At 66.2% G+C, this 19675-nt stretch carries 12 protein-coding genes; 9 read left to right on the top strand and 3 right to left on the bottom strand.

Annotated elements, in window-relative coordinates; translation table 11 throughout:
* Nucleotides 1-57: 57 nt before the first annotated feature.
* The gene (locus GFY24_RS14940; RefSeq protein WP_153805657.1) at nt 58-2874 is read right to left on the bottom strand and encodes an FHA domain-containing protein; all 2817 of its coding nucleotides are present in this window, start codon (nt 2872-2874) and stop codon (nt 58-60) included.
* A 253-nt stretch (nt 2875-3127) separates the two neighbouring features.
* On the opposite strand from GFY24_RS14940, the gene GFY24_RS14935 reads away from it, so the two are divergent.
* Nucleotides 3128-4573, top strand: a complete 1446-nt coding sequence (locus tag GFY24_RS14935) for a metallopeptidase (protein WP_194852894.1) — start codon at nt 3128-3130, stop codon at nt 4571-4573.
* Here GFY24_RS14935 and GFY24_RS14930 read toward each other — a convergent pair whose 3' ends face one another.
* Nucleotides 4574-6154 (bottom strand): FHA domain-containing protein, encoded by a 1581-nt coding sequence (locus tag GFY24_RS14930; RefSeq protein ID WP_153805656.1) that lies wholly within the window; start codon nt 6152-6154, stop codon nt 4574-4576.
* 207 nt (nt 6155-6361) lie between these two features.
* On the opposite strand from GFY24_RS14930, the gene GFY24_RS14925 reads away from it, so the two are divergent.
* From GFY24_RS14925 to GFY24_RS14900, 6 genes are all read left to right on the top strand, one after another.
* Entirely contained in the window at nt 6362-7561 is a 1200-nt protein-coding gene (locus GFY24_RS14925) for a hypothetical protein (protein ID WP_153805655.1), read from the top strand.
* Nucleotides 7562-7616: 55 nt separating this feature from the next.
* The gene (locus tag GFY24_RS14920; RefSeq protein WP_153805654.1) at nt 7617-9164 is read left to right on the top strand and encodes a serine/threonine-protein kinase; all 1548 of its coding nucleotides are present in this window, start codon (nt 7617-7619) and stop codon (nt 9162-9164) included.
* A 31-nt stretch (nt 9165-9195) separates the two neighbouring features.
* Nucleotides 9196-10416, top strand: a complete 1221-nt coding sequence (locus tag GFY24_RS14915; protein ID WP_153805653.1) for a hypothetical protein — start codon at nt 9196-9198, stop codon at nt 10414-10416.
* Between the two features lie 16 nt (nt 10417-10432).
* Entirely contained in the window at nt 10433-11644 is a 1212-nt protein-coding gene (locus GFY24_RS14910) for a hypothetical protein (protein WP_153805652.1), read from the top strand.
* Between the two features lie 164 nt (nt 11645-11808).
* Nucleotides 11809-12138: a WXG100 family type VII secretion target gene (locus tag GFY24_RS14905; protein ID WP_153805651.1), complete on the top strand. Its 330-nt coding sequence runs from the start codon at nt 11809-11811 to the stop codon at nt 12136-12138.
* Nucleotides 12139-12176: 38 nt separating this feature from the next.
* Nucleotides 12177-12479, top strand: coding sequence for a WXG100 family type VII secretion target (locus GFY24_RS14900; RefSeq protein ID WP_153805650.1), 303 nt, complete (start codon nt 12177-12179; stop codon nt 12477-12479).
* A 108-nt stretch (nt 12480-12587) separates the two neighbouring features.
* On the opposite strand, the gene eccCa is transcribed toward GFY24_RS14900, so the two are convergent.
* Entirely contained in the window at nt 12588-16616 is a 4029-nt protein-coding gene (eccCa, locus tag GFY24_RS14895; protein WP_153805649.1) for a type VII secretion protein EccCa, read from the bottom strand.
* Between the two features lie 156 nt (nt 16617-16772).
* On the opposite strand from eccCa, the gene eccD reads away from it, so the two are divergent.
* Nucleotides 16773-18233 carry a type VII secretion integral membrane protein EccD gene (eccD, locus tag GFY24_RS14890; RefSeq protein WP_153805648.1) on the top strand — a complete coding sequence of 487 codons (1461 nt, stop codon included), beginning with the start codon at nt 16773-16775 and terminating at the stop codon, nt 18231-18233.
* 85 nt (nt 18234-18318) lie between these two features.
* Entirely contained in the window at nt 18319-19665 is a 1347-nt protein-coding gene (gene mycP, locus GFY24_RS14885) for a type VII secretion-associated serine protease mycosin (protein WP_153805865.1), read from the top strand.
* The last annotated feature ends 10 nt before the right edge of the window (nt 19666-19675 follow it).

Raw genomic sequence — 19675 nt, 5'->3', positions numbered from 1 at the left:
GAAGCGCGCGACTCCCTGTTCACTCCGCGCTCTTTCGGCCGGTCACGCCGCGCTCGTTCACGAGGCGGACTTCTTCAGCCGCAGTCGCGACCAGGTGAGCAGTGACAACAGTACGGTCAGCCCCAGCAGCATTCCGCCATCGAGGTACCAGATGTTCGCCGTATGTTTCCACAACGCGTCGGCCTGGGCGCTCGGGAACAGTTCCCGGATGTTCACCGTCGACGCGCCGGAGGCGTAACCCCAGCGGGCCGGGAACAGCCACGAAACCTGTTCCAGCACAACACGGCCGGTAACCGGAATCATGCCGCCCGCCATCACCAGCTGGCACATGATGACGACCACCAGCAGCGGCATCACCTGCTCATTGGATTTGGCGAGGGTGGACAGCAGCAGGCCGACGACCACACAGGTGACCGCGGTCAAGGCGATATCGATGTACAGCTCGGCACTGCCCGCGGAGAGCACCGCGCCGGGTCCGGGCCGCTTCTTGCCCGCGAGCACGATGCCCATCATGACGCCCGCCTGCAGCAGCGCGGCAATGCTGAACACGACGACCTTGGACATCAGGTATGCCCCGGATCGCAGTCCGACCGCGCGCTCGCGGTAATAGATGGCACGCTCGCCGACCAGGTCACGCACGGTGAGTGTGGAGCCCATGAAGCAGGCGCCGAGGATCAGCACGACCAGTAGCTGTTGTGCCTCGCTGCCGCCGGTCATGACGAACGACCCGTCCGGCATCTGGGTGAAGCCGCCCTTCTGGAAGCCGTTCTTGCCCGGCACCACCAGGGACAGCCCGCCCAATACGAACGGGAGTATCAACAGGAACGCCAGATATCCGCGATCGGCGAGGATCAATCGCAGCTGTCTGCGTGAGAGCGTCGAGAACTGTTTGAGCGGACTGGATTTCGGCGGTTTGGCCTTCTCCACCGGTTGTACCGCCGGTGGCGGCGGCGCAAAGGCTTGGCGGGAGCGGAAATTGGCGAAGGCGCGATCCGGATCGGCGGCGACGCGGGTGAAGATCTCCGCCCAGTCGCTGGTGCCGAGGAAGTCGCGCACGCTGCCCGGATGCCCCGCGAACGCGGTCTTGCCGCCGGGTCCGAGCAGCAGCACCTGATCGCACATGTCAAGGCAGGCAACCGAATGCGTGACCACGATGACGGTGCGCCCGGCATCGGCGAGCTCGCGCAGCATAGTCATGACCTGCCGGTCCAGCGCCGGATCCAGGCCCGAGGTGGGCTCGTCCAGAATCAGCAGGGACGGGCCGGTGAGCAGTTCCATGGCCACCGACGCGCGCTTGCGCTGACCGCCAGAGAGCCGATCGACGCGAGTGTCCGCGTGCTGGGTGAGTGAAAGTTCTTCCAGCACACCGTCGATGACGCGCTGCCGGTCCGCCTTGCTGGTATCGGGGGGCAGTCGCAATTGCGCGGCGAACCCGAGCGCCTGCTTGACGGTGAGCTGCCGGTGCAGCACATCGTCCTGCGGCACCATGCCGATGCGGGAGCGCAGCGCCTCGTACTCGGCGTGCAGGCCGCGCCCCTCGAAGGTGACCACACCCGCGGACGGTTGTGTCGTTCCCGCAATGAGTTTCGACAGTGTGGACTTACCCGCGCCCGATGGTCCGATGAGCGCGGTAAGCGTGCCGCGCCCGGCGGCCATATTCACATCGACGAGCAGTTGCTTATTGCCCTCGACGGTGAAACCGACGCCGTGCACATGCAGACCCTGTTCGGCGGCGGGGCGCTCGCGGCGGACCAGCGTGCCCTGCTGCACCTCGAAGTCGACATTGCCGATGGTGATGATGTCGCGGTCGCGCAGCACCGCGCGCTGTTCGCGGCGGCCGTTGACGAAGGTGCCGTTGGCCGAGCCCAGATCCTCGATGGCCAGATTGCCGCGATCCGACAGCAGCCGGGCATGGCGGCGCGAGGCCAGCGGGTCGTTGACGACGATCTGATTATCGTTGGTACGGCCGATATGCAAGCCGCCCTGCGGGATTCGATCCGCGCGCGCGGCCGGACCGGAGGCGGAGCGGGCGCGCACCGGTGGGGCGGCGGCGACGCTGGCCTTGGCGGTCATATTGATGTTGTCCGGGGCATCCGGATGCAACGGCATGACCGGCTGCACCGGCTGTGGGGCCGACTGCTGTGCGTGCGCGGGCATGCCCTGCGACTGCGGCTGCGCCGAGCGCGGCGGTTGCCCGGATTTCGGCGGCTGGGCATGCGCGGGCAAACCCTGCGACGGCATGCCCTGCGACGGCATGCCCTGCGACGGCATGCCCTGCGACGGCATGCCCTGCGACGGCATGCCCTGTGACGGCAAACCCTGCGCGGGCATGCCCTGCGAAGGAATTCCGTGCGACGGAATGCCCTGCGCGGGTTGCTGTCCCGAACGTGGCGGGCGCACGTAATTGATCGGCTGCTGTCCCTGCGCGGGCGGTCGCTGCACCGGCTGCTGCGGCGGTGTCGGCGGCCGATTCTGCTGCGGGTTCTGCTGCGGCTGCGGGAAGTTCGGCGGCGGTACCCGGCGCTGCTGCGGCTGCGCCGGCGGCGGCATCTGCTGCATTCCGACGCGCGGAATCAGGTGCAGCAGTGGCCCGGTGATGGCATCGCCGAGCCGCACCTGCATGGGCCGGTCGATCGGGATGGGCTGGCTCAGTCGCCGCGCGTCCACGAAAACGCCATTGGTACTGCCGTTGTCGGCGAGCACCCACCCGTTGCCCCGCCATGCCAGCGTGGCATGGACGCGCGAGACGAGGGGGCTGTCCACGAACAGCGTGACCTCCGGCGCCCGCCCCATGGTGATCTGCTGGCTCGCGTCGAAGACTCGATCGGTTCCTTCATGACGCACGGTGATCTGCTGCGCCCCCGGTGAAGACATGGCCCGGATACTACCGTCTGCCCCGCTCAGGGCCGCAGGAGTAAGCGGACCCAGACCGACCGGTCTGTGCGGACCGGATCAACGGCGCGAATCCCGCGCTCCGGCAGGATCGCAACCGATCCGAGCCCCGGTAGCCCGGACAACGAACCCCGCGTTCGGCGGATAATATGCGTGGGGCTCGGACCGGGTGCAACGCCCGGGGAGCCCGGTTCCGGGGAGGAAACGGCCGCAGTTGTAGGGAGAAGACGTGGGGATGCGCGCACGCCGGGCAACAGTGGCCATGGCCGTACTCACCCTCATCGCGGTCCTGCTGAGCGGCTGTACCCGGGATGTGCGCGGGCGCGCGGTATCGATCTACGACGATCCGTTCAAGGTCGCCGGACTGCCCACCACCAGCGGGCCCAACGGGCCGCGCACGGGCGCACCGGATTCCACGCTGACGGCCTCGAACTCCGATGGCGGGGAAATCGACAAACTGGTACTCAACGCGCTCGAGGACATCCAGAGCTATTGGCAGAGTGAGTATCCGCGCGAGTTCGACGGCGCCTTCAAACCGGTCGACAAATTCCTGTCCTGGAGTGCGAAGGCGCCACGCTCACAGGCCGTGCAGTTCTGCAAGGAAACCACGTACCGGCTGCAGAATGCCGCGTTCTGCAGTCTCGACGGGTCCATCGGCTGGGATCGGGCCATGCTACTGCCGACGGTGCAGGAGACCTTCGGAAAGATGGCGGTGGTCATGGTGCTGGCCCATGAATATGGGCATGCCATTCAAACAATGGCCGATATCGTCAGCCGCAAGACACCGACCCTGGTGAAGGAGCAGCAGGCCGACTGCTTCGCGGGGGCGTTCATTCGCAATGTGGCCGAGGGCAAGTCGAAGCATTTCACCATCAATACCTCCGACGGCTTGAACGCCGTACTGGCCGCCACCGTAGCCATTCGTGATCAGAATCCGGGCGATCCGAATAGTGTGCACGGCTCGGCGTTCGAACGCGTCACCGCGGTGCAGATCGGCTTCACCGACGGCGGTAAGGGCTGTAAGGGCATCGACTCCAAGGAGATCGACCGGCGGCGCGGAAATCTGCCGCAGTCCTTCGGGAATGACAGCACCAATGGCCAATCCGATGTGGACAGAACCAATCTCGACGAACTCTCCAAGGCGATGGCGAACATCATGCCGATCTCCAAGGAGCCCAAGTACAGCTTCGACGGCGCGAAACTGGCCTGCAGCAACGGTAAGGACACCGAACCGGTCACCTACTGCCCGTCCACCAATACCATCGGCACCGATCTGACCTCCCTGCACGATCGCGGAGTGGCCAACAGCGACGAACAGGATGGCTTGCCGGTCAGGGTAACCGGCGATTTCACCGCCTACATCGTCTACATCTCCCGCTACGCGCTGGCCGTCCAGCAGAGCGCCGGACAAGCCCTCAAGGGCGCGAAAACCGGCCTGCGCGCGGCCTGCCTGGCAGGCGTGATCACCGGAAAGCTGGCCGACCCCAACCGATCCAAGGCCAACGGCAATATCAGTCTCTCCGCCGGCGACCTGGACGAAGCCGTCTCCGGCCTGCTCACCGACGGCCTGGCCGCCAGCGACACCGACGGCAAAACCGTCCCCAGCGGCTTCTCCCGAGTAGACGCCTTCCGCGCCGGCGTCCTCGGCACCCAGAACACCTGCACCTCCCGCTATTCCTGACTAACCGAACGGCGGCGGCGCGACCGGCTCGAGGCGCAGTACGCGATTGCCGAGCATGACCTCTGCGCCCGGAATCAGGATCATCGGCTGATTCGCTTGCAGGCGAACCCAATCCCGGTATCCGGGCAGCCGGACCCGGGTGCCGTTGGTGGAGCCGCGGTCCACCACGGTGACATCCCAGTTCACCAGCCGGATCTCCGCGTGCGCCCGCGACATGCCGCCGGAGGAATCGTCGATCTTCAAGGGCACCAAGCCCGCCCGCGCCGCTTCGGACTGCTCGGGATCGCGGCCCACGACCGCGTCGGCGGCCAGCATGTACGTCATCCCGTCATCGAGGATGAGCATGCCGAGCGGGGGCCGAATCACCTCGGTGACCTGCTGCGTCTGATCGACCGGCATCCCGCACACCGAACAGAACGCGGCCCGCGGATCACTGGGATGCGCACGCGCGCACTTGAATCCGAGCACCTTCACGGTGAGCGTCGTAGCCTTGGCGGTCGCCTCCAGCCGCCGCTGCAGACTCGGATCCGGCTTCGGCGCGGGATTGGTCCCACCCATCTCGGTCGGCGCACGATGCGGGTCGTAGCCGTCCGCGCCATCACCCAGCGGGTCATGGCCCGTCCCGGCCTCGTATGGCGAACCATGCCCGGCGGTAGGCGCACCGTCCCGTCGCGAGCCGGAACCAGCACCGGCGGAGCGAGACTCGACCTGTGGGTCATAGCCGGCGGTGGCGGCATCCCCCTCGGTTTGCCCACCGAACCCCGGCGTGCCGGATTCGGATCGCCCGCCATAACCGGGTGCGGCGGTGGCGGATTCGGATCGCCTGCCGTAACCGGGTGTGGCGGAGTCCGATTCGGGATCGAAATCCAGTCCGACGGGAATCCGGTTGGAGGTGCGGGTGGGAGTCAGGTTGGGGTCCAGCGGAATTCGTTCCGGCTCCGGGTCGAAGGCCGCGGTCGGCGGAGGAGGCGCGGCCTGGTCCGATGGGGGTCCGGCGGTGTGCGGCCGGGTGCCCACTGCGGTTGCACGCGGCTGCCAGGTGCGCGCCGGTTCACCCTCGAACCAGACGATCGCGCCGCCGGCCTGCGCGATTCCCGCTGTGAGAGAGCCTATTCCGCGGTCGGGTAGCTCCGGAATACGGCGCTTGGCATCCTCGGCGAACAGGGCCGCCGCGCGCTCCGGATGCGCCGCGACGCGGTCGACGGTGAAGGCGGCGTCGCTGCCGCGGTAGTACTCCACTGCCCGTCCGGCCAGTACCGCGGTCACGGAGCCGTGCAGGAAGATGGCGATGCCGCCGGTGTCCGCGGCGGAGAGGATCCCGAACTCCACAGGTACGCCGGGTGAGATGCGTTCGGCCTCTTTCATCAGCCAGCGGGTGGCCTGGCGCGCGATGAGGCGGCCGGGTCCGTCCGGCGCCTGTTCGGTCGTCTCGAGTACGAGGTCGGCGAGCGCGTGGCCCGCCACCACGGCGGGTGAATTCGCCGTCACCGCTCCGCGTTCGCGGTGCGCCACCAGGATCACCGTCCCCGCCGCCCGAATGACCACATGTGGGCCCGCGACAACCTCGACCTGCCGATCCATCAATGGAACCGGCCCCCGGTGTTCGCGCGGCGCGGGATGTTCAGCACACCGACCAGGTTACGTTGCCGCTCCGTGTTGCGTCCGGGCCGCCATGGCGCGATGGACTGTTGACCACTTCGCACCGGGTCCGGCGATCCGCGACCCCGCCCGGCGGCGCGCGCGGTCGGTTACTTTGGATGCACCGTACGGGAGGAACGAGGACCTGACATGGTTCGGAATTCACGCAGATCACTCTTCGCCGCATGTGTTTCGCTCACCGCCCTGCTACTGACCGCGTGCAGCGTGAGTGGCACCCCGACCGCCGGTGAGCTCGATGTCCGCACGCTCGCGGTGGGCGGTTATCCGGTCGACCGGCACACCTATTCGCAGGACGCGGGCTCCAATGGCGCACTGCTGGAAGGTTTCCGGATGTCGGAGGCGGTGGTGCCGACGGTGCAGATCGACTCCGCCCTGGTCTACGGCGGCGGTGGGCGCGCCACCGTGGATGCCGCCGACGCCACCAAAATCGGACTCGCCACCTCGTCGCAGCCGGTGCTGGAGCGTAATCACCTGATCACCGCCTTCGCGGCCAGCGGCGCGGACCAGCCCGATGGGGTGAACCAGTCCGGGGGCACCAGCGTCACCAATATGGTGATGCGCTTCTCCGATGACAAGACCGCCAAGACCGCCGCGCGCGAACTCGAGGACGCGGATTTCGGTGTCGCTCCCGATCTGAACAAGAAGCTCCCCCTCGGCAAGTACCCGGACGCCTTCGTCCATTGGCGGCCGGGCATTGCGACCGTCGGCGCGTTCCTGCCCTATAAGCAGTATGTGATCTCGCTGTTCATCGAGCGCCCCAAGGCCGATGAGAAGGATCTGCTGGATTGGGTGCGCAAAACCTTCGACGCGCAGGTGCCGGTGCTGGACAAGTTCACGCCCACTCCGGAGAGCAATCTGACGGCGCTGAAGGTGGATCCGAATAATCTGCTGGCGCGCGCGGTGATCAAGGAACGTGGCTCCGGCACTCCGGATCCCAAGGATTTCGCCGTCTACGGCGGCACCAAGATCGTCCACAATGCCAATAACCAGACCAAGATCGGACAGGCGGTGACCGACAGCGGCGCGGACGCCCTGGCCACGGTCGGCGAAGCCTGGCTGATTCGCACCCGAGACGACGCGGGCGCGCAATCGCTCATGGCCGCCCTGCTCACCGATGAGACCGATCACTACGACAGCGTCGGGGCCCCCAATGACGTGCCCGGCGCGAAATGCCTGCAGCTGAACAGCAAGGGCGACAGCAACTCCGAGTTCAAGAACCGCTGCTATGTGTCGTACAAACGCTATATCGGTGTGGTGAGCAGCGATGACGAATCCGATGTGCGGCAGAAGGTGGCGGCGCAGTACGCCTTGCTGGCCAACAGCCTGTAGCCCGCATCGGTAAGCTCCGGCGTGCAGTGGCCGCACGAGATCAGGAGTTCCAGCCATGGCGATGAGTCCGGGCACGATCGTCGGCGGCTACCGGATCGAGCGGGTGCTCGGCTCCGGCGGGATGGGCACGGTCTATCTCGCCAAGCATCCGAGCCTGCCGCGCATGGACGCGCTCAAGGTGCTCTCGGCGGACCTCTCCCGCGATCAGGAGTTCCGCAGGCGTTTCGAGCGGGAAGCCAATCTGGTTGCCGGACTTGACCATCCGAATATCGTCGCGGTGCACAATCGCGGCGAGGAGAACGATCAGCTGTGGATCGCCATGCAGTATGTGCCGGGCACCGACGCCTCCGCAGAGCTCAAACGCGATCCGGCCGCCATGAATCCGCTACGCGCACTGGGCATTATCACCCAGGTCGGCCGCGGCCTCGACTACGCGCATCGAAAAGGGTTGCTGCACCGCGATATCAAGCCCGCCAACTTCCTGCTCTCCAGCGCGGACGGTGAGGACGAGCGGGCGTTGCTCGCCGATTTCGGTGTCGCCAAATCCACCGATGACACCACCGAACTCACCCAGACCGGCAGTTTCGTCGCCACCATCGCCTATGCTCCACCGGAGCAGCTGTCCGGCGAGGCGCTCGATCATCGCGCCGATATCTACAGTTTGGCGTGCTCGTTCTTCAAGCTGGTGACGGGCCGAAACCCTTATCCGGGAACACAACCCGCGCTGGTCATGATGGGGCACCTGCATGAGCCGCCGCCGCGTGCGACGGCGGTGAATCCGCATCTGCCCGAGGCCCTGGATCATGTCTTCGCGCGTGCGCTGGCCAAACGTCCGGCCGAACGCTTCGCGAGCTCGCGGGAGTTCACCGAGGCGGCGGCGAATGCGCTGACACCGGGGTACAACCCGGTCTCCACCACCACCTCGCCGACCTATCCGATCCAGGTCGCCTCGACCACCGAGACCACCGGTTACACAAGCCCTTCCGAGCCCACCGAGATCATCGGCAAGAGCCACCGGACGGTCTACATCGGCATAGCAGCGGCGGCGGTCGTGGTGGCACTGGCCATCGGGGTCAGCGCTGTGGTGTTGCGCGGCAACCACTCCGGCACTCCGGCCGCACCCACTGTGGTCGCCATCACCACCACCGCGAGCGGTGGCCCACTCTCGATTGCCAAGGCGCGCAGCGACAATCCGGCCTTCCAGGGCAAGACCATCACCCTGGTCGATGTCGCACGGCAATCCACCTCCGACAAGTATTCGATCTACCTGACCGGCACCGAGCAAGCGCAGTTCACGGAGGCCCTGGGCTTCGCCTACAACCCGCGATACCTGCCCGTGGACGGTGAGCCCTCACCGCGTCCGGCCGACAGCTACGGCGATCTGACGGTGCCCGACGACTCCTATATCGTCGCGGTGCGCAGCGATGAGAAGGCCGGTGGCGGTGGACTACTCGGCCTCCCCGGCGCGATCACCGGCTCACGCGCCATCGTGATACCCCTGGATGATCCGGCCGCGGTCGCCGCCATGCGCAATTGGACGCCGGACTCGGAACAGATTCTGCTGAACAAACTGATTCCGGTGCTGCACAACCGAATCAAATAGGGAGTGCCCGGAGACGGGCTGGGGAGGGAATATGGGAAAGCTCTGCCGGGGGGCGCTATCCGCGGCCACCACACTCGCCGTCGCATTGACCGCCGCCTGCGGCTCGGATGCCGCCCCCGCGGCACCGGCCGATCCGGTGATCGATCTGTCCACCCTGGATGTGGGTAATCTGGCCACGCGGCCCAAGTTCTACGACAAGCCGGTCAATTTCGATCAGGCGAAGCAACTGGAGGCACTTCGACTGGCGGGCTATATTCCGCTGCCGTCGGAGGTCGATCCGGAGGTGAAGTATCCGGCGCAGGCCATGAGCGTGACGGTACGCAGTTTCGTCGACTTCGGTTCCGCCGCCATCCACAATCGTATCGATGCCGATCCGGACGTATTGCGGGCCGCAGCACCGGGATTCATGAGCGGCTTCGTCACCAGCGGCAAATCCGACGACAAGATCAGCCTCGCCTACGAGCTGGAGAATATCGTCCTGCTCTTCACCGATGACCAGTCCGCGACCGCCGCGGCATCGGCGCTCGGACAGGCCGATCTGGACAACAGCGCCGGCGCGCAACGGGTCACGATCGACAAGTATCCGAACGCTTTCGCGCTGGTCGAGCACGATGACGGCGGACCCATCCGATCCTGGTATGCCACCGGCAGATTCGTGATTCTCACCGATATCTACGACAGCGTCATGTCCGAGATCAAGGAACGCGACCTGCCGAAACTGGTGACCCGTGTACAACGCAGCCTGGATGTCATACCGCCCGCGCTCGCGAAATTTCCGGCGACCCCGCTCGACAAACTGATGGACATCCCGATCGATCCGGACGGCGTCATGGCTCGCGCGCTGCCGACCGTGCTCGCGGACCCGACGCAGGCCGGGGTGCCCGGCATCTACGACCGGCACGGCGGGCTCCAGGTGGTGCAGGGCGCGGACGAGGAGCAGCTCTTCGACGAGGCGGGTGTGGACCGGGTGGCCTGGCGCGGCAACTACCTCTACCGAGCCCGGGACGCGGCGGGCGCCGCCCATATCGTCGATGTGCACGCAACCACCTCGCGCCTGTTCAAGCCGGTGGCGTCACCACCGAATCTGCCGAATGCCAAGTGCCGCAAATACACCGGTCCGGCCTTCGGCGCCATCGACCACTATTGCTTCGTCTCCTACGGCCGCTTCGCGGCGGAGGTGTCCGCGAATCAATTGCTGGACGCACAGCAGCGCATTGCGGCCCAATACACCATTCTGGTCAATGCGCACTGAAACGGGGGGAACTGCAATGCGTGGCAAGAGAATTCGCGGCGCGGCCCTGGCGATTTCCGCGCTCGCGCTGACCGCGTGCGGATCGAATGTCGGCGGAACCGCGCAACCGGGTGAAATCGATGTACGGACACTGGATGTGGGCAATTATTCGACAGCGCCGCTGGAGGAACGCTACACCTATTATCCGGACCTCGGAATGGGATTGAACCTGGCGGCCATGCGGCTCGCCGATCATGTCGCGAACGGTCCGGAGATCGACGTGAAACTGGATTACGGCACCGGGATGAAAGCGTTCATCGAAGGTGATGGAGCGACCGCGCTCGCAAAATCCGCACGGCCCGTACTCGATACCGATGGCATGTTGTTCGGCGTCTCGGCGAGCAATGCGGAAAGGCCGCAAGGCAAGGACGGAAAGCTGCCCGAGAACACCACTTTCACCGTGCTGACCGTTGTGCAGTTCGCCGATGCGGCCGCGGCGACCAAGGCGGCGATCGAATTGGAGGCGGCGGATTTCGACGTCGCCGCCGACGGCAATCAGCGGCTCTCGGTGCCGAAATATCCCGCCGCGCACGCGCATTGGCGCCCGGACCAGCCCACCATGGGATCGACGCTCGCGCACGGCGACTACGTGGTCAATGTGGTGGTCGGGGTGAACCTCCCCGATATCGCGCAGTTGACCGCACTGACCGAGCGGGTGTACGACGTCCAACTGGCGCTGCTGGACGGGTTGCCGCCGCTGAGCAAAGAGGGTGCACTGCGCCTGCCGTACGACCCGGACGGCATGATGCGGCGCACCTTGAACCCCAGTGCCTTCGGTATGCCGGACCGCAGCTCCCAGTACGTCTCCGAAACGCGCGGATTCCTGAATCAGATAGCGGATCAGGACCATTGGACTCGCGTCCTGAACGAAAACGGGGTGGATCGCTTCTCCCGGAGTTCCGAGATGTCGAGCAGTTCGATGCTCTATCGTGCCCGCGATACCGCGGCCGCGATCGCGCTGGCCGGAGTGATTCTGGACAAGACCTACCCGAACGCGGCGGCAGCGCCGTCCGTGCTGCCGAATGCCAAATGCGGTGAAAGCCCCATAAAGGACTCCTACTCCACAAAGCGGTTCCGGTGCGTGGTCACATATAGCCGATATGTGGCCACGGTCGAGAGCGACCAGTTGAGCGATGCACATCAACGAGCGAACGCCCAGTACGCATTATTGGCGAACAGCACGTGGTAACCATTATGTGACGTACGCACTGGTCAGCGAGGCCAATCCTTCGGCAGTGTGCTGGCGAATTTCTGTAACAGGGGTGGAACCGCCGGGCCGTGACTTCCGTCTAATCAGGTTGTAGAGGTCTCCCAGCCCGCGCAGTGTGCTTTACATACTCGAAAGGAGGCACCGTGGCCGGTGCATTCGAAGCCAGTAATGAGCTCATCCAGGCCAAGGCCCAGGAGTTCAAGAAGACCCACGACATGCTCATGCACGCCATCGCCGATCTCGAGCGCGATGAGGACAATATGACGGTCGGCTCGAACTGGCAGGGTGGGGCGCGGGACGCCTTCAACGCCTTCATGGAGCGGTACTACTTCCAGGCCGACAAGCTCAATGACAAGTTGGCGCAGACCGCCGAGAACCTGATCAAGGTCGGCTCGCAGTACGAGGACCACGACCAGGACTACAAGTCCCAGATCAACGCGCAGGTCTCCAGCCTCGATCTGCCCCCGGTCTAAATCCGGCCCTCCTCTTCCTGACGACAAAGGACATCACAATGGCAGCAGCCAACGGCCAGGTCATCTCCGCCCACTTCGAAGGCGTCGCCGACGGCGCCAACTCGGTCATCCGCCGTGCCGAGCACATTCGCGACCAGCTCGAAGCCTTCCACCGCAGCGTGGAGGAGTTCGTCACCAACAACTGGAAGGGCTCGACCAACGAGGCCTTCGCCGATATGCAGCGCATGTGGAACACCCACGTAGGCCAGCTCAACGCCACCCTCTCCGGCGCCGGCACCCTGGTCCGCACCGGCAACGCCGAACTCCAGGCCAAGGACATCGCCCTCGCGGGCCTGTTCTGAGCCGAAGCCACAACGGCTAAAACAGAGGCGCTCCCCGGCATGACTGCCGGGGAGCGCTTTTCGCGAGAGCCCCTCGTCATCCCGGCATGTTTTTGGCCGGGATTCACCTCAAGCAGGGGGCAGCCAACCCAATTGGATGAGGTCTTCGCCGGAGCGGGTTACGTAGGTGCCGCGGCCCGGGGGCATGAGGGAGGGGCGGGTGTTGCCGAAGAGGATGCCTTCTTCTCGACTCGCGCTCATGATCAATGCCGCGGAGTTGAGTTCCTTCAAGCGGTTCATGGTGGCCTCGTAGAGGGCGCGGCCCGCACCACCGGAGCGCCTGGCGATAATCAGATGAAAGCCGAGGTCGCGGGCGTGCGCAAGGTGATCGACCAGCGCGTGCAGCGGGTTTCCGGTGGCGGTGGCGACCAGGTCGTAGTCGTCGACGATCACATACAGCTCGGGACCCTTCCACCAGGAGCGGTCCCTGAGCTGCTGGGGCGTGACATCCGGGCCGGGCATGCGCTGGGTGACATACGCCGCGAGATCGGTCATCTGCTGGGTGAATTGTGGTGCGGTGGAACCATATCCGGCGAGATAGCCCGCCGGGACGGTGCCGAGCATGGTGCGCCGGTAGTCGCCCATGATGATGCGCGCGTGATCCGGGGTGTTGTTCGCGCAGATCGACTGCACGATCGAGCGCAGCAGTGTGGTCTTCCCGCTCTCCGAATCGCCGATGACCACGCAGTGCGGACTGGTCGCGAAGTCGAGATGCACCGGGGCCAGCTCGGATTCATTGATACCGATCGGGAAACGCAGTGTGGGCTGCGCCGGATCGGCGGCGTGCTCCTCGCGCGCTCCCGCCAAGGCGAGCAACTCTGCACGCTGCAGGCGTTCGGGCAGCATGCGCACGCGCGGGGCCGGGCGGCCGGGGGTACGTTCGGCGATCAATGAAACAGCCTGTGCCACACCGATTCCGAGCGTTGCCGGGTTGGGATCGCCGTCGACACGCGGCAGCGCGGTCAGCATATGCAGCAGGTCCGCGGTCATACCGCGCCCGGGTCGGCCCTGCGGCACCAGCGCCGCGAATTTACGCCCGAGGTCCGAGTCTATCGGATCACCGAGCCGCAATTCGATGCGGGTGCCGATCTGATCCTTGAGCGCGGGCCGCGCCTCCGGCCATCGTGCCAAAGAGATCACCACGTGCACGCCGTACGAAAGTCCTTGCACCGCAAGGTTCATGACGGTCTGTTCGAGAGCCTCGAACTCCTGCCGGAAGGTGCCGTATCCGTCGATCACCAGGAAGGCGTCCCCGAACGGATCCTCGTGCGCCCCCGCCGCGGCCGCGCTACTGCCCGGTTCCATGGACCGCAGTCTCCGGAATTCCGCCATGGATTCGATGCCGAGCTGCCGGAAGCGCGCCTCCCGCTGCCGCACTATGGTCACCATCTCGGCGACCGTGCGCCGTACCTTGTCGCTCTCCATCCGGCTGGCGACGGTGCCGACATGCGGCAGTCCCTGCAGGCCGACGAGGGTGCCGCCGCCGAAGTCGAGCAGATAGAACTGCGCCTGTTCGGCGGTGTGCGTCAACGACATTCCCATGACCAGCGACCGCAGCGCCGTCGACTTACCGGACTGCGGCCCGCCCACGACCGCCACATTGCCGCGCGATCCGGACAGGTCCACCACCATGGGATCGCGGCGCTGATCGTAGGGCCGATCCACAATGCCGATGGGCGCGCGCAGTGCGGCAATGGGATTCCAGTCCCCGGTGAGCACCGAACGCGGCACCAGCTGGTCGAGGGTGGGCGCCGCATCCAGTGGCGGCAGCCAGATTTCGTGTGCCGGCCGGCCGTGCTCGCGCACCCGCGACACCAGCATCTGCAGATTGGAGACCTGATCGGCCTCGGGTTGCTGCTCCACCTCGGCGAGCTGCACCGGCAGCGGAATACGGTCCTCCGCACGGAAATCCACCTGCGTCGCGGTGAAAGGCCGTGCGGCGATATCGATATCACCGTCCACGGCGGCCTCGGCGAGTTCCCGCTGCGACCCGACCCCGGCATACGGCCCGGACACGTATGCGGACTGGAAGCGCACAATCTCCCCGGAGTCGGATTTCAGGTAACCGCCGCCGGGATTACCGGGCAGATTGTAGGCATCCGGCACACCCAGCACCTGCCGGGATTCATTGGCGGAGAACGTCTTCAAGCCGATCCGATAGGACAGATGGCTCTCCAAACCCTTGAGCCGCCCCTCCTCCAGCCGCTGCGAAGCCAGCAGCAGATGCACATGCAGTGATCGCCCCAATCGCCCGATCATGGTGAACAGCTCCGCGAAATCCGGGTGCTGCGAAAGCAATTCGGAGAACTCGTCGAGAACCACGAAGAGCGCGGGCATGGGATCGAGGTCCGCGCCCGCCGCACGCGCCTTCTCATACTCGGAGACATTGGCGAAATTGCCTGCCGCACGCAGGACTTCCTGCCTGCGGTTCATCTCACCGGCGAGCGCGTCCCGCATACGGTCGACGAGATCGGCCTCTTCCTCGAGATTGGTGATGATGGCCGCCACATGCGCGACCCCCTCCAATCCGAGGAAGGTCGCGCCACCCTTGAAGTCCACCAGCACGAAGTTGAGCTGATCCGGCGAGTGCGTGGCAATGAGCGAAAGCACCAGTGTGCGAAGGAATTCCGACTTACCAGAGCCGGTCGCGCCGATACACAGCCCGTGCGGGCCCATACCGCCCTCGGCGGCCTCCTTGATATCGAGCGGCACCGGCAGCCCGTCCGCGCCGACCCCGAACGGCACCCGCAGTCGTTCGCGCCCATACCGCGGCTGCCAGGTGCTCTCCGGATTGAAGGTGCCGATATCGCCGAGTCCGAGCAGCTGCGACCAGCTCGAAATGACCTCGCCCTCTTCACCACCGGACTCCCCGGCGCGCTGTACCGCCGCCCGATACGGTGCGAGCCGCCGCGCCGCCTGTTCGGCCTCGCGCGCGGTAATACGGTCGATGACGGCGAATCGCTCCATCGTCCCGGTCGGTCCGCGTCCGGCGCATTCGCCGTTCTCCACCAGCATCTGAATTCCGCGCGAGGCGGCCAGCCGGGGCGCGTACCCGCTCAGGTCGACCACGGTGACGCCTTCGAATCCGTTCTCCCGCAAGGTATCTTCCTCGGATTCCAGTAGCCCGCCGTCGACCACCAGCACGATCTGCACCAGATTCGGATTGGGCGGCTGATTGCGCGAGTACCGGACCCGGTTGTACAGCAGCGGAGCCAGTCCCGCGTGCGCCTCACGAATGGACCCGTACACCATGCGTTCGCTGCCCACGCCGTCCTGCGCGTCCGGATGCTGGGTGTGCGGCAGCCATTTCGCCCATTCCCATTCACGGGCGGTGTCCGGTCCGCAGACAACGGCTACAAGTACCTGATCCGGACCCTGGAACATGGCCAGCTGCAGTAGCATTGCCCGCGTCATCTCGCGGGCCTGCGCCCGGTCCCCGGTGAGCTGCACACTGGCGAAGCCCTTCACGGCGAGCGCGGTGGGCAGGTCCGGGACCGTCGAATGGGTCCTCGCGAAGCGTCTCAGCGACACCGCGGCTATCGGCTCCAGCTCCTCCACCGGACCGGTCTCCGGGGCCACCAGCCGGGTGGCCAGCCGCTGACTGCCGAGCCCGATGCGGGCATGGCAGAAATCCTTGTCGCCGGGGCGTCGCTCCCACATACGCGTGGTGCCCGCGAGCATCCAGATGAGCCCTGGTTCCGGGTGACTCCACTCGACCGCGGCGCGCTGCTGCCCGGCGGTCTCCTCGACATCGCGGCGGACCTGATCCAGATAGCGCAGATAGTCCTTGCGATCCTCGTTCGCCTCGGCGGCCTTCTGCCCTTTACCGCCTTGACCTGCGTACATACCGACCATGGAGAAGACCATCATCATCGGGAACATCAGGCTCATCGGATTGGTGGCGATACCGCTGCCCGAGGTGAACATGAGCGCGACCATGCCCAGCATGCCGACGCCCATGACCACCGGCATGAGCTTGCCGAACAGGTTTGCCGGAATATTGCGAGGAATCTCCGGCGGCGGCTGCAGCGTCACCTCACCGCCGGGTGAGCGCGGAATCTCCCGGCGTGGACGGCGCTGGAAACGGACGGTGCTCATCGCGTACTGAAGCCCCCATCGAAGGTCAGGATTGCGGGGCTCAGTGTACGGCCGGCGACCTCGATGCCGTACAGTCTGGTCAGCATTTATACGGACCGGGTATCGCACCGAACCGTTCGGGGGCGCCAGCGTGACACAGCCGCGAGTCGAGGACATATGACCCAGCAGCGCATGGACCATATAGACGACGCTCGCGGGATCGTCCGCGCGCCGGATCTGGCCCGGGTCACCCTGCTCGCCAAGCACACCCAGGTCGATATGGCGATTCCGGTGGATGTGCCGGTCGCCCTGGTCATTCCCAGCGTCGTCGATATGGTCGCCCAGCACAGCCTGGCCAACGACTTCGACAATGACGGCGAACACTTCGAACCACACGAATGGGTACTGGCCCGCATCGGCCGGCCGCCGCTCTCCAACTCCCTCAGCCTGGCCGAACAGGGTGTGCGCGATGGTGAACTGCTCATGCTGGAGAGCGCCGAGCACACCGCACCCACCCCGCTGTTCGACGACATCATGTACAACGTCGCCATCGCCGATGCCGATCACTTCCGCGGCTGGACACCCCGCACCGCGCGACTGACCGGTTCGATACTCGCGGTACTGACCATGCTGACGGGCTGCCTCGGCCTGCTGGCCGCCCCGGATGCGGTGCCCGGCTGGGTGAGCGGCACCGTGGCGCTCTTCGTGGCGCTGCTGCTGGTGGTGGCGTGCCTGGTGCTCGGCCGCATGTACGGCGATACCGCGAGCGCACTTGTACTGGGCGGCTGCGCCTTACCGGCCGCTTTCACTGCGGGCACGCTGTTCGTCCCCGATCACTACGGCTGGGCCAATCTGCTGCTCGGAGCCGTATTGACCGGCGCCACAGCGATTCTCGCGTGGCGGGTGAGCGGTGTCGGCCCGGGCCTGTTCATCGGTGCCACCACCCTGGCCGTGTACCTCATCCCGGCATCGCTGGTCGGACTGCTCACGCATGTGCCGACCAAGGCCATCGGCGCGGGTGCGGCCGCCCTCGGCCTGGCCGGATTGTCCCTCGCGCCAAGGCTTTCCATACTGCTGGCCAAACTGCCGCTGCCGCCGGTGCCCGCACCCGGCACCCCGATCGACCCCACCGAGGACGATCCGGACGACCACCGCGCCCTGCCCAGCCTCGACGCACTACGCACCAAATCCGAACGGGCACGGGAGTATCTGGCCGGATTGGTCGCCGCCACCACCCTCGTGGTCGCCGCGGGCGCACTCGCCGCGACCGATCCGCGCACCGAGAGCGTGTACTGGCCCGGCCTGGCACTCGCCCTGGTCTGCGCGGTCGTACTCATGTTCCGCAGCCGGACCTACGCGGGCGCGGAACAGGCCGTGGTGCTCATTGCCGGTGGCGCGGCCATCCTGCTGATCCTGTTGGGCGGCGCGGCATTCCTGATCAGCCAGCCGCTCACCGTCTTCGGCGCGGCCCTGGTGCTACTGGTGTCGGCGCTGGTGCTGGGCACCATCGTCCCGCGTCAGCAGGCCACCCCGCCCATGCGGCGGGCGGTCGAACTTCTCGAATACGCCTTCGTCGCCGCCGTTGTGCCGCTGGTGTTCTGGGTGACCGACCTGTATTCGCTGGTGCGCGGATTGTAATGCGGTGAATAGCAAAGGGTTTCAGGTTAGAGGGCTGCGAGTTGCCGCCGCGACCGCGGCACTGTTCGCCCTGGCCTCGTTCGGTATGGGTGCGGAGCCCGGTGTGGCGCAGGCGGATCGGCCACCGGCGATCAACCCCGGACTCCTACCGCCGGGCGGACCCGCGGCACCGCCGGGCAAGACCGAGCATCCCGCCAACTCCCCCTGTATCAGCACTCAGGCGGGTGGTGACGGCCCGACGATCCCACCGACTCAGCGCGCCCTGGATCTGGAGCATGCCTGGCAATTCTCGCGTGGCGCAGGACAATTGGTGGCCGTCATCGATACCGGTGTATCCCCGCATCCACGCCTGCCGGGCCTGATTCCCGGTGGCGACTATGTCGCCGATTCCGATGACGGCACCGAGGACTGCGACGCACACGGCACCATAGTCGCCGGACTCATCGCGGCGGACCAGGAATCGGGCCAGGGCTTCGCGGGCGTCGCCCCGGAGGCGCGGATCATGACCATCCGCCAGACCAGCGCCATGTATCAGGCCGCGGGCGCGGGCCGGGACAAGGGCCCCGACGATATGCCGGACGGCTACGGCAAGATCTCCGCCCTGGCCTCCGCGATTCGCCGGGCCGCCGATGCCGGGGCGCGCGTCATCAATATCTCCCTGGTGGCCTGTCCTGCAAAGGAACCCGAGAGCACCGAGATGGGCGTGCTCGGCGCGGCGGTGCAGTACGCGGCCGTGAACAAGGACGTCGTCATAGTGACCTCGGCGGGCAATACCGACACCTGTAAGGCGAGCAATCCGGGTATCGATCCACTGCATCCGAACGCGGACCTCTGGAACCACATCACCTCGTATGTGACCCCGGCCTGGTGGGACGAGTACGTGCTCTCGGTGGGCTCCATCGACGCCCTCGGCCAGCCCTCCAAATTCACCGTCCCCGGCCCCTGGGTGGGCGTGGCCGCGCCGGGTGAGGACATCGTCTCCCTCGACCCCCGCGGTCCGGGCCTCACCACCGCCAAGGTCACCAATCAGGGCCAGGTGAACCAGTACAGCGGAACAAGTTTCGCCGCCCCGTACGTATCCGGCGTTGCGGCACTGCTGCGTTCGCGCTTCCCCGATATGTCCGCCGCGGAGGTCATCGAACGCATCCAGGCGACCGCGCACGCCCCCGGCGAGGGCTGGAATCCCTATATCGGTTACGGCGCAGTCGATCCCGTCGCCGCCCTCACCGCCGAGGTCCCCGAAGACCTCCCGCCCAAACAATCCAATGCCGCCAGGGATAAGCAACTCGCACTCCCGGCAAAACCCGCCGCACCGGATAACACCGCCCGCGATGTGGCCCTCATCGGCACCGGAATCGTCGGTCTCCTACTGATTCTCGGCTTCCTGGCCTCGTTCCCCCTGCGCCGCCGATTCGGCATGCACTCCGAATAGCCCTGTCAGT

This window comes from Nocardia sp. SYP-A9097 (assembly GCF_009649815.1).
In the GTDB taxonomy this organism is placed as follows: Bacteria; Actinomycetota; Actinomycetes; order Mycobacteriales; family Mycobacteriaceae; genus Nocardia.
This window is presented reverse-complemented; position numbering and strand designations above follow the sequence as displayed.

Bases quoted from the DNA above. Each gene is read 5' to 3' on its own strand.
- GFY24_RS14940 (WP_153805657.1), bottom strand. From the start codon at position 2,874: ATGTCTTCACCGGGGGCGCAGCAGATCACCGTGCGTCATGAAGGAACC.
- GFY24_RS14935 (WP_194852894.1), top strand. From the start codon at position 3,128: ATGCGCGCACGCCGGGCAACAGTGGCCATGGCCGTACTCACCCTCATC.
- GFY24_RS14930 (WP_153805656.1), bottom strand. From the start codon at position 6,154: ATGGATCGGCAGGTCGAGGTTGTCGCGGGCCCACATGTGGTCATTCGG.
- GFY24_RS14925 (WP_153805655.1), top strand. From the start codon at position 6,362: ATGGTTCGGAATTCACGCAGATCACTCTTCGCCGCATGTGTTTCGCTC.
- GFY24_RS14920 (WP_153805654.1), top strand. From the start codon at position 7,617: ATGGCGATGAGTCCGGGCACGATCGTCGGCGGCTACCGGATCGAGCGG.
- GFY24_RS14915 (WP_153805653.1), top strand. From the start codon at position 9,196: ATGGGAAAGCTCTGCCGGGGGGCGCTATCCGCGGCCACCACACTCGCC.
- GFY24_RS14910 (WP_153805652.1), top strand. From the start codon at position 10,433: ATGCGTGGCAAGAGAATTCGCGGCGCGGCCCTGGCGATTTCCGCGCTC.
- GFY24_RS14900 (WP_153805650.1), top strand. From the start codon at position 12,177: ATGGCAGCAGCCAACGGCCAGGTCATCTCCGCCCACTTCGAAGGCGTC.
- eccCa (WP_153805649.1), bottom strand. From the start codon at position 16,616: ATGAGCACCGTCCGTTTCCAGCGCCGTCCACGCCGGGAGATTCCGCGC.
- eccD (WP_153805648.1), top strand. From the start codon at position 16,773: ATGACCCAGCAGCGCATGGACCATATAGACGACGCTCGCGGGATCGTC.
- mycP (WP_153805865.1), top strand. From the start codon at position 18,319: ATGGGTGCGGAGCCCGGTGTGGCGCAGGCGGATCGGCCACCGGCGATC.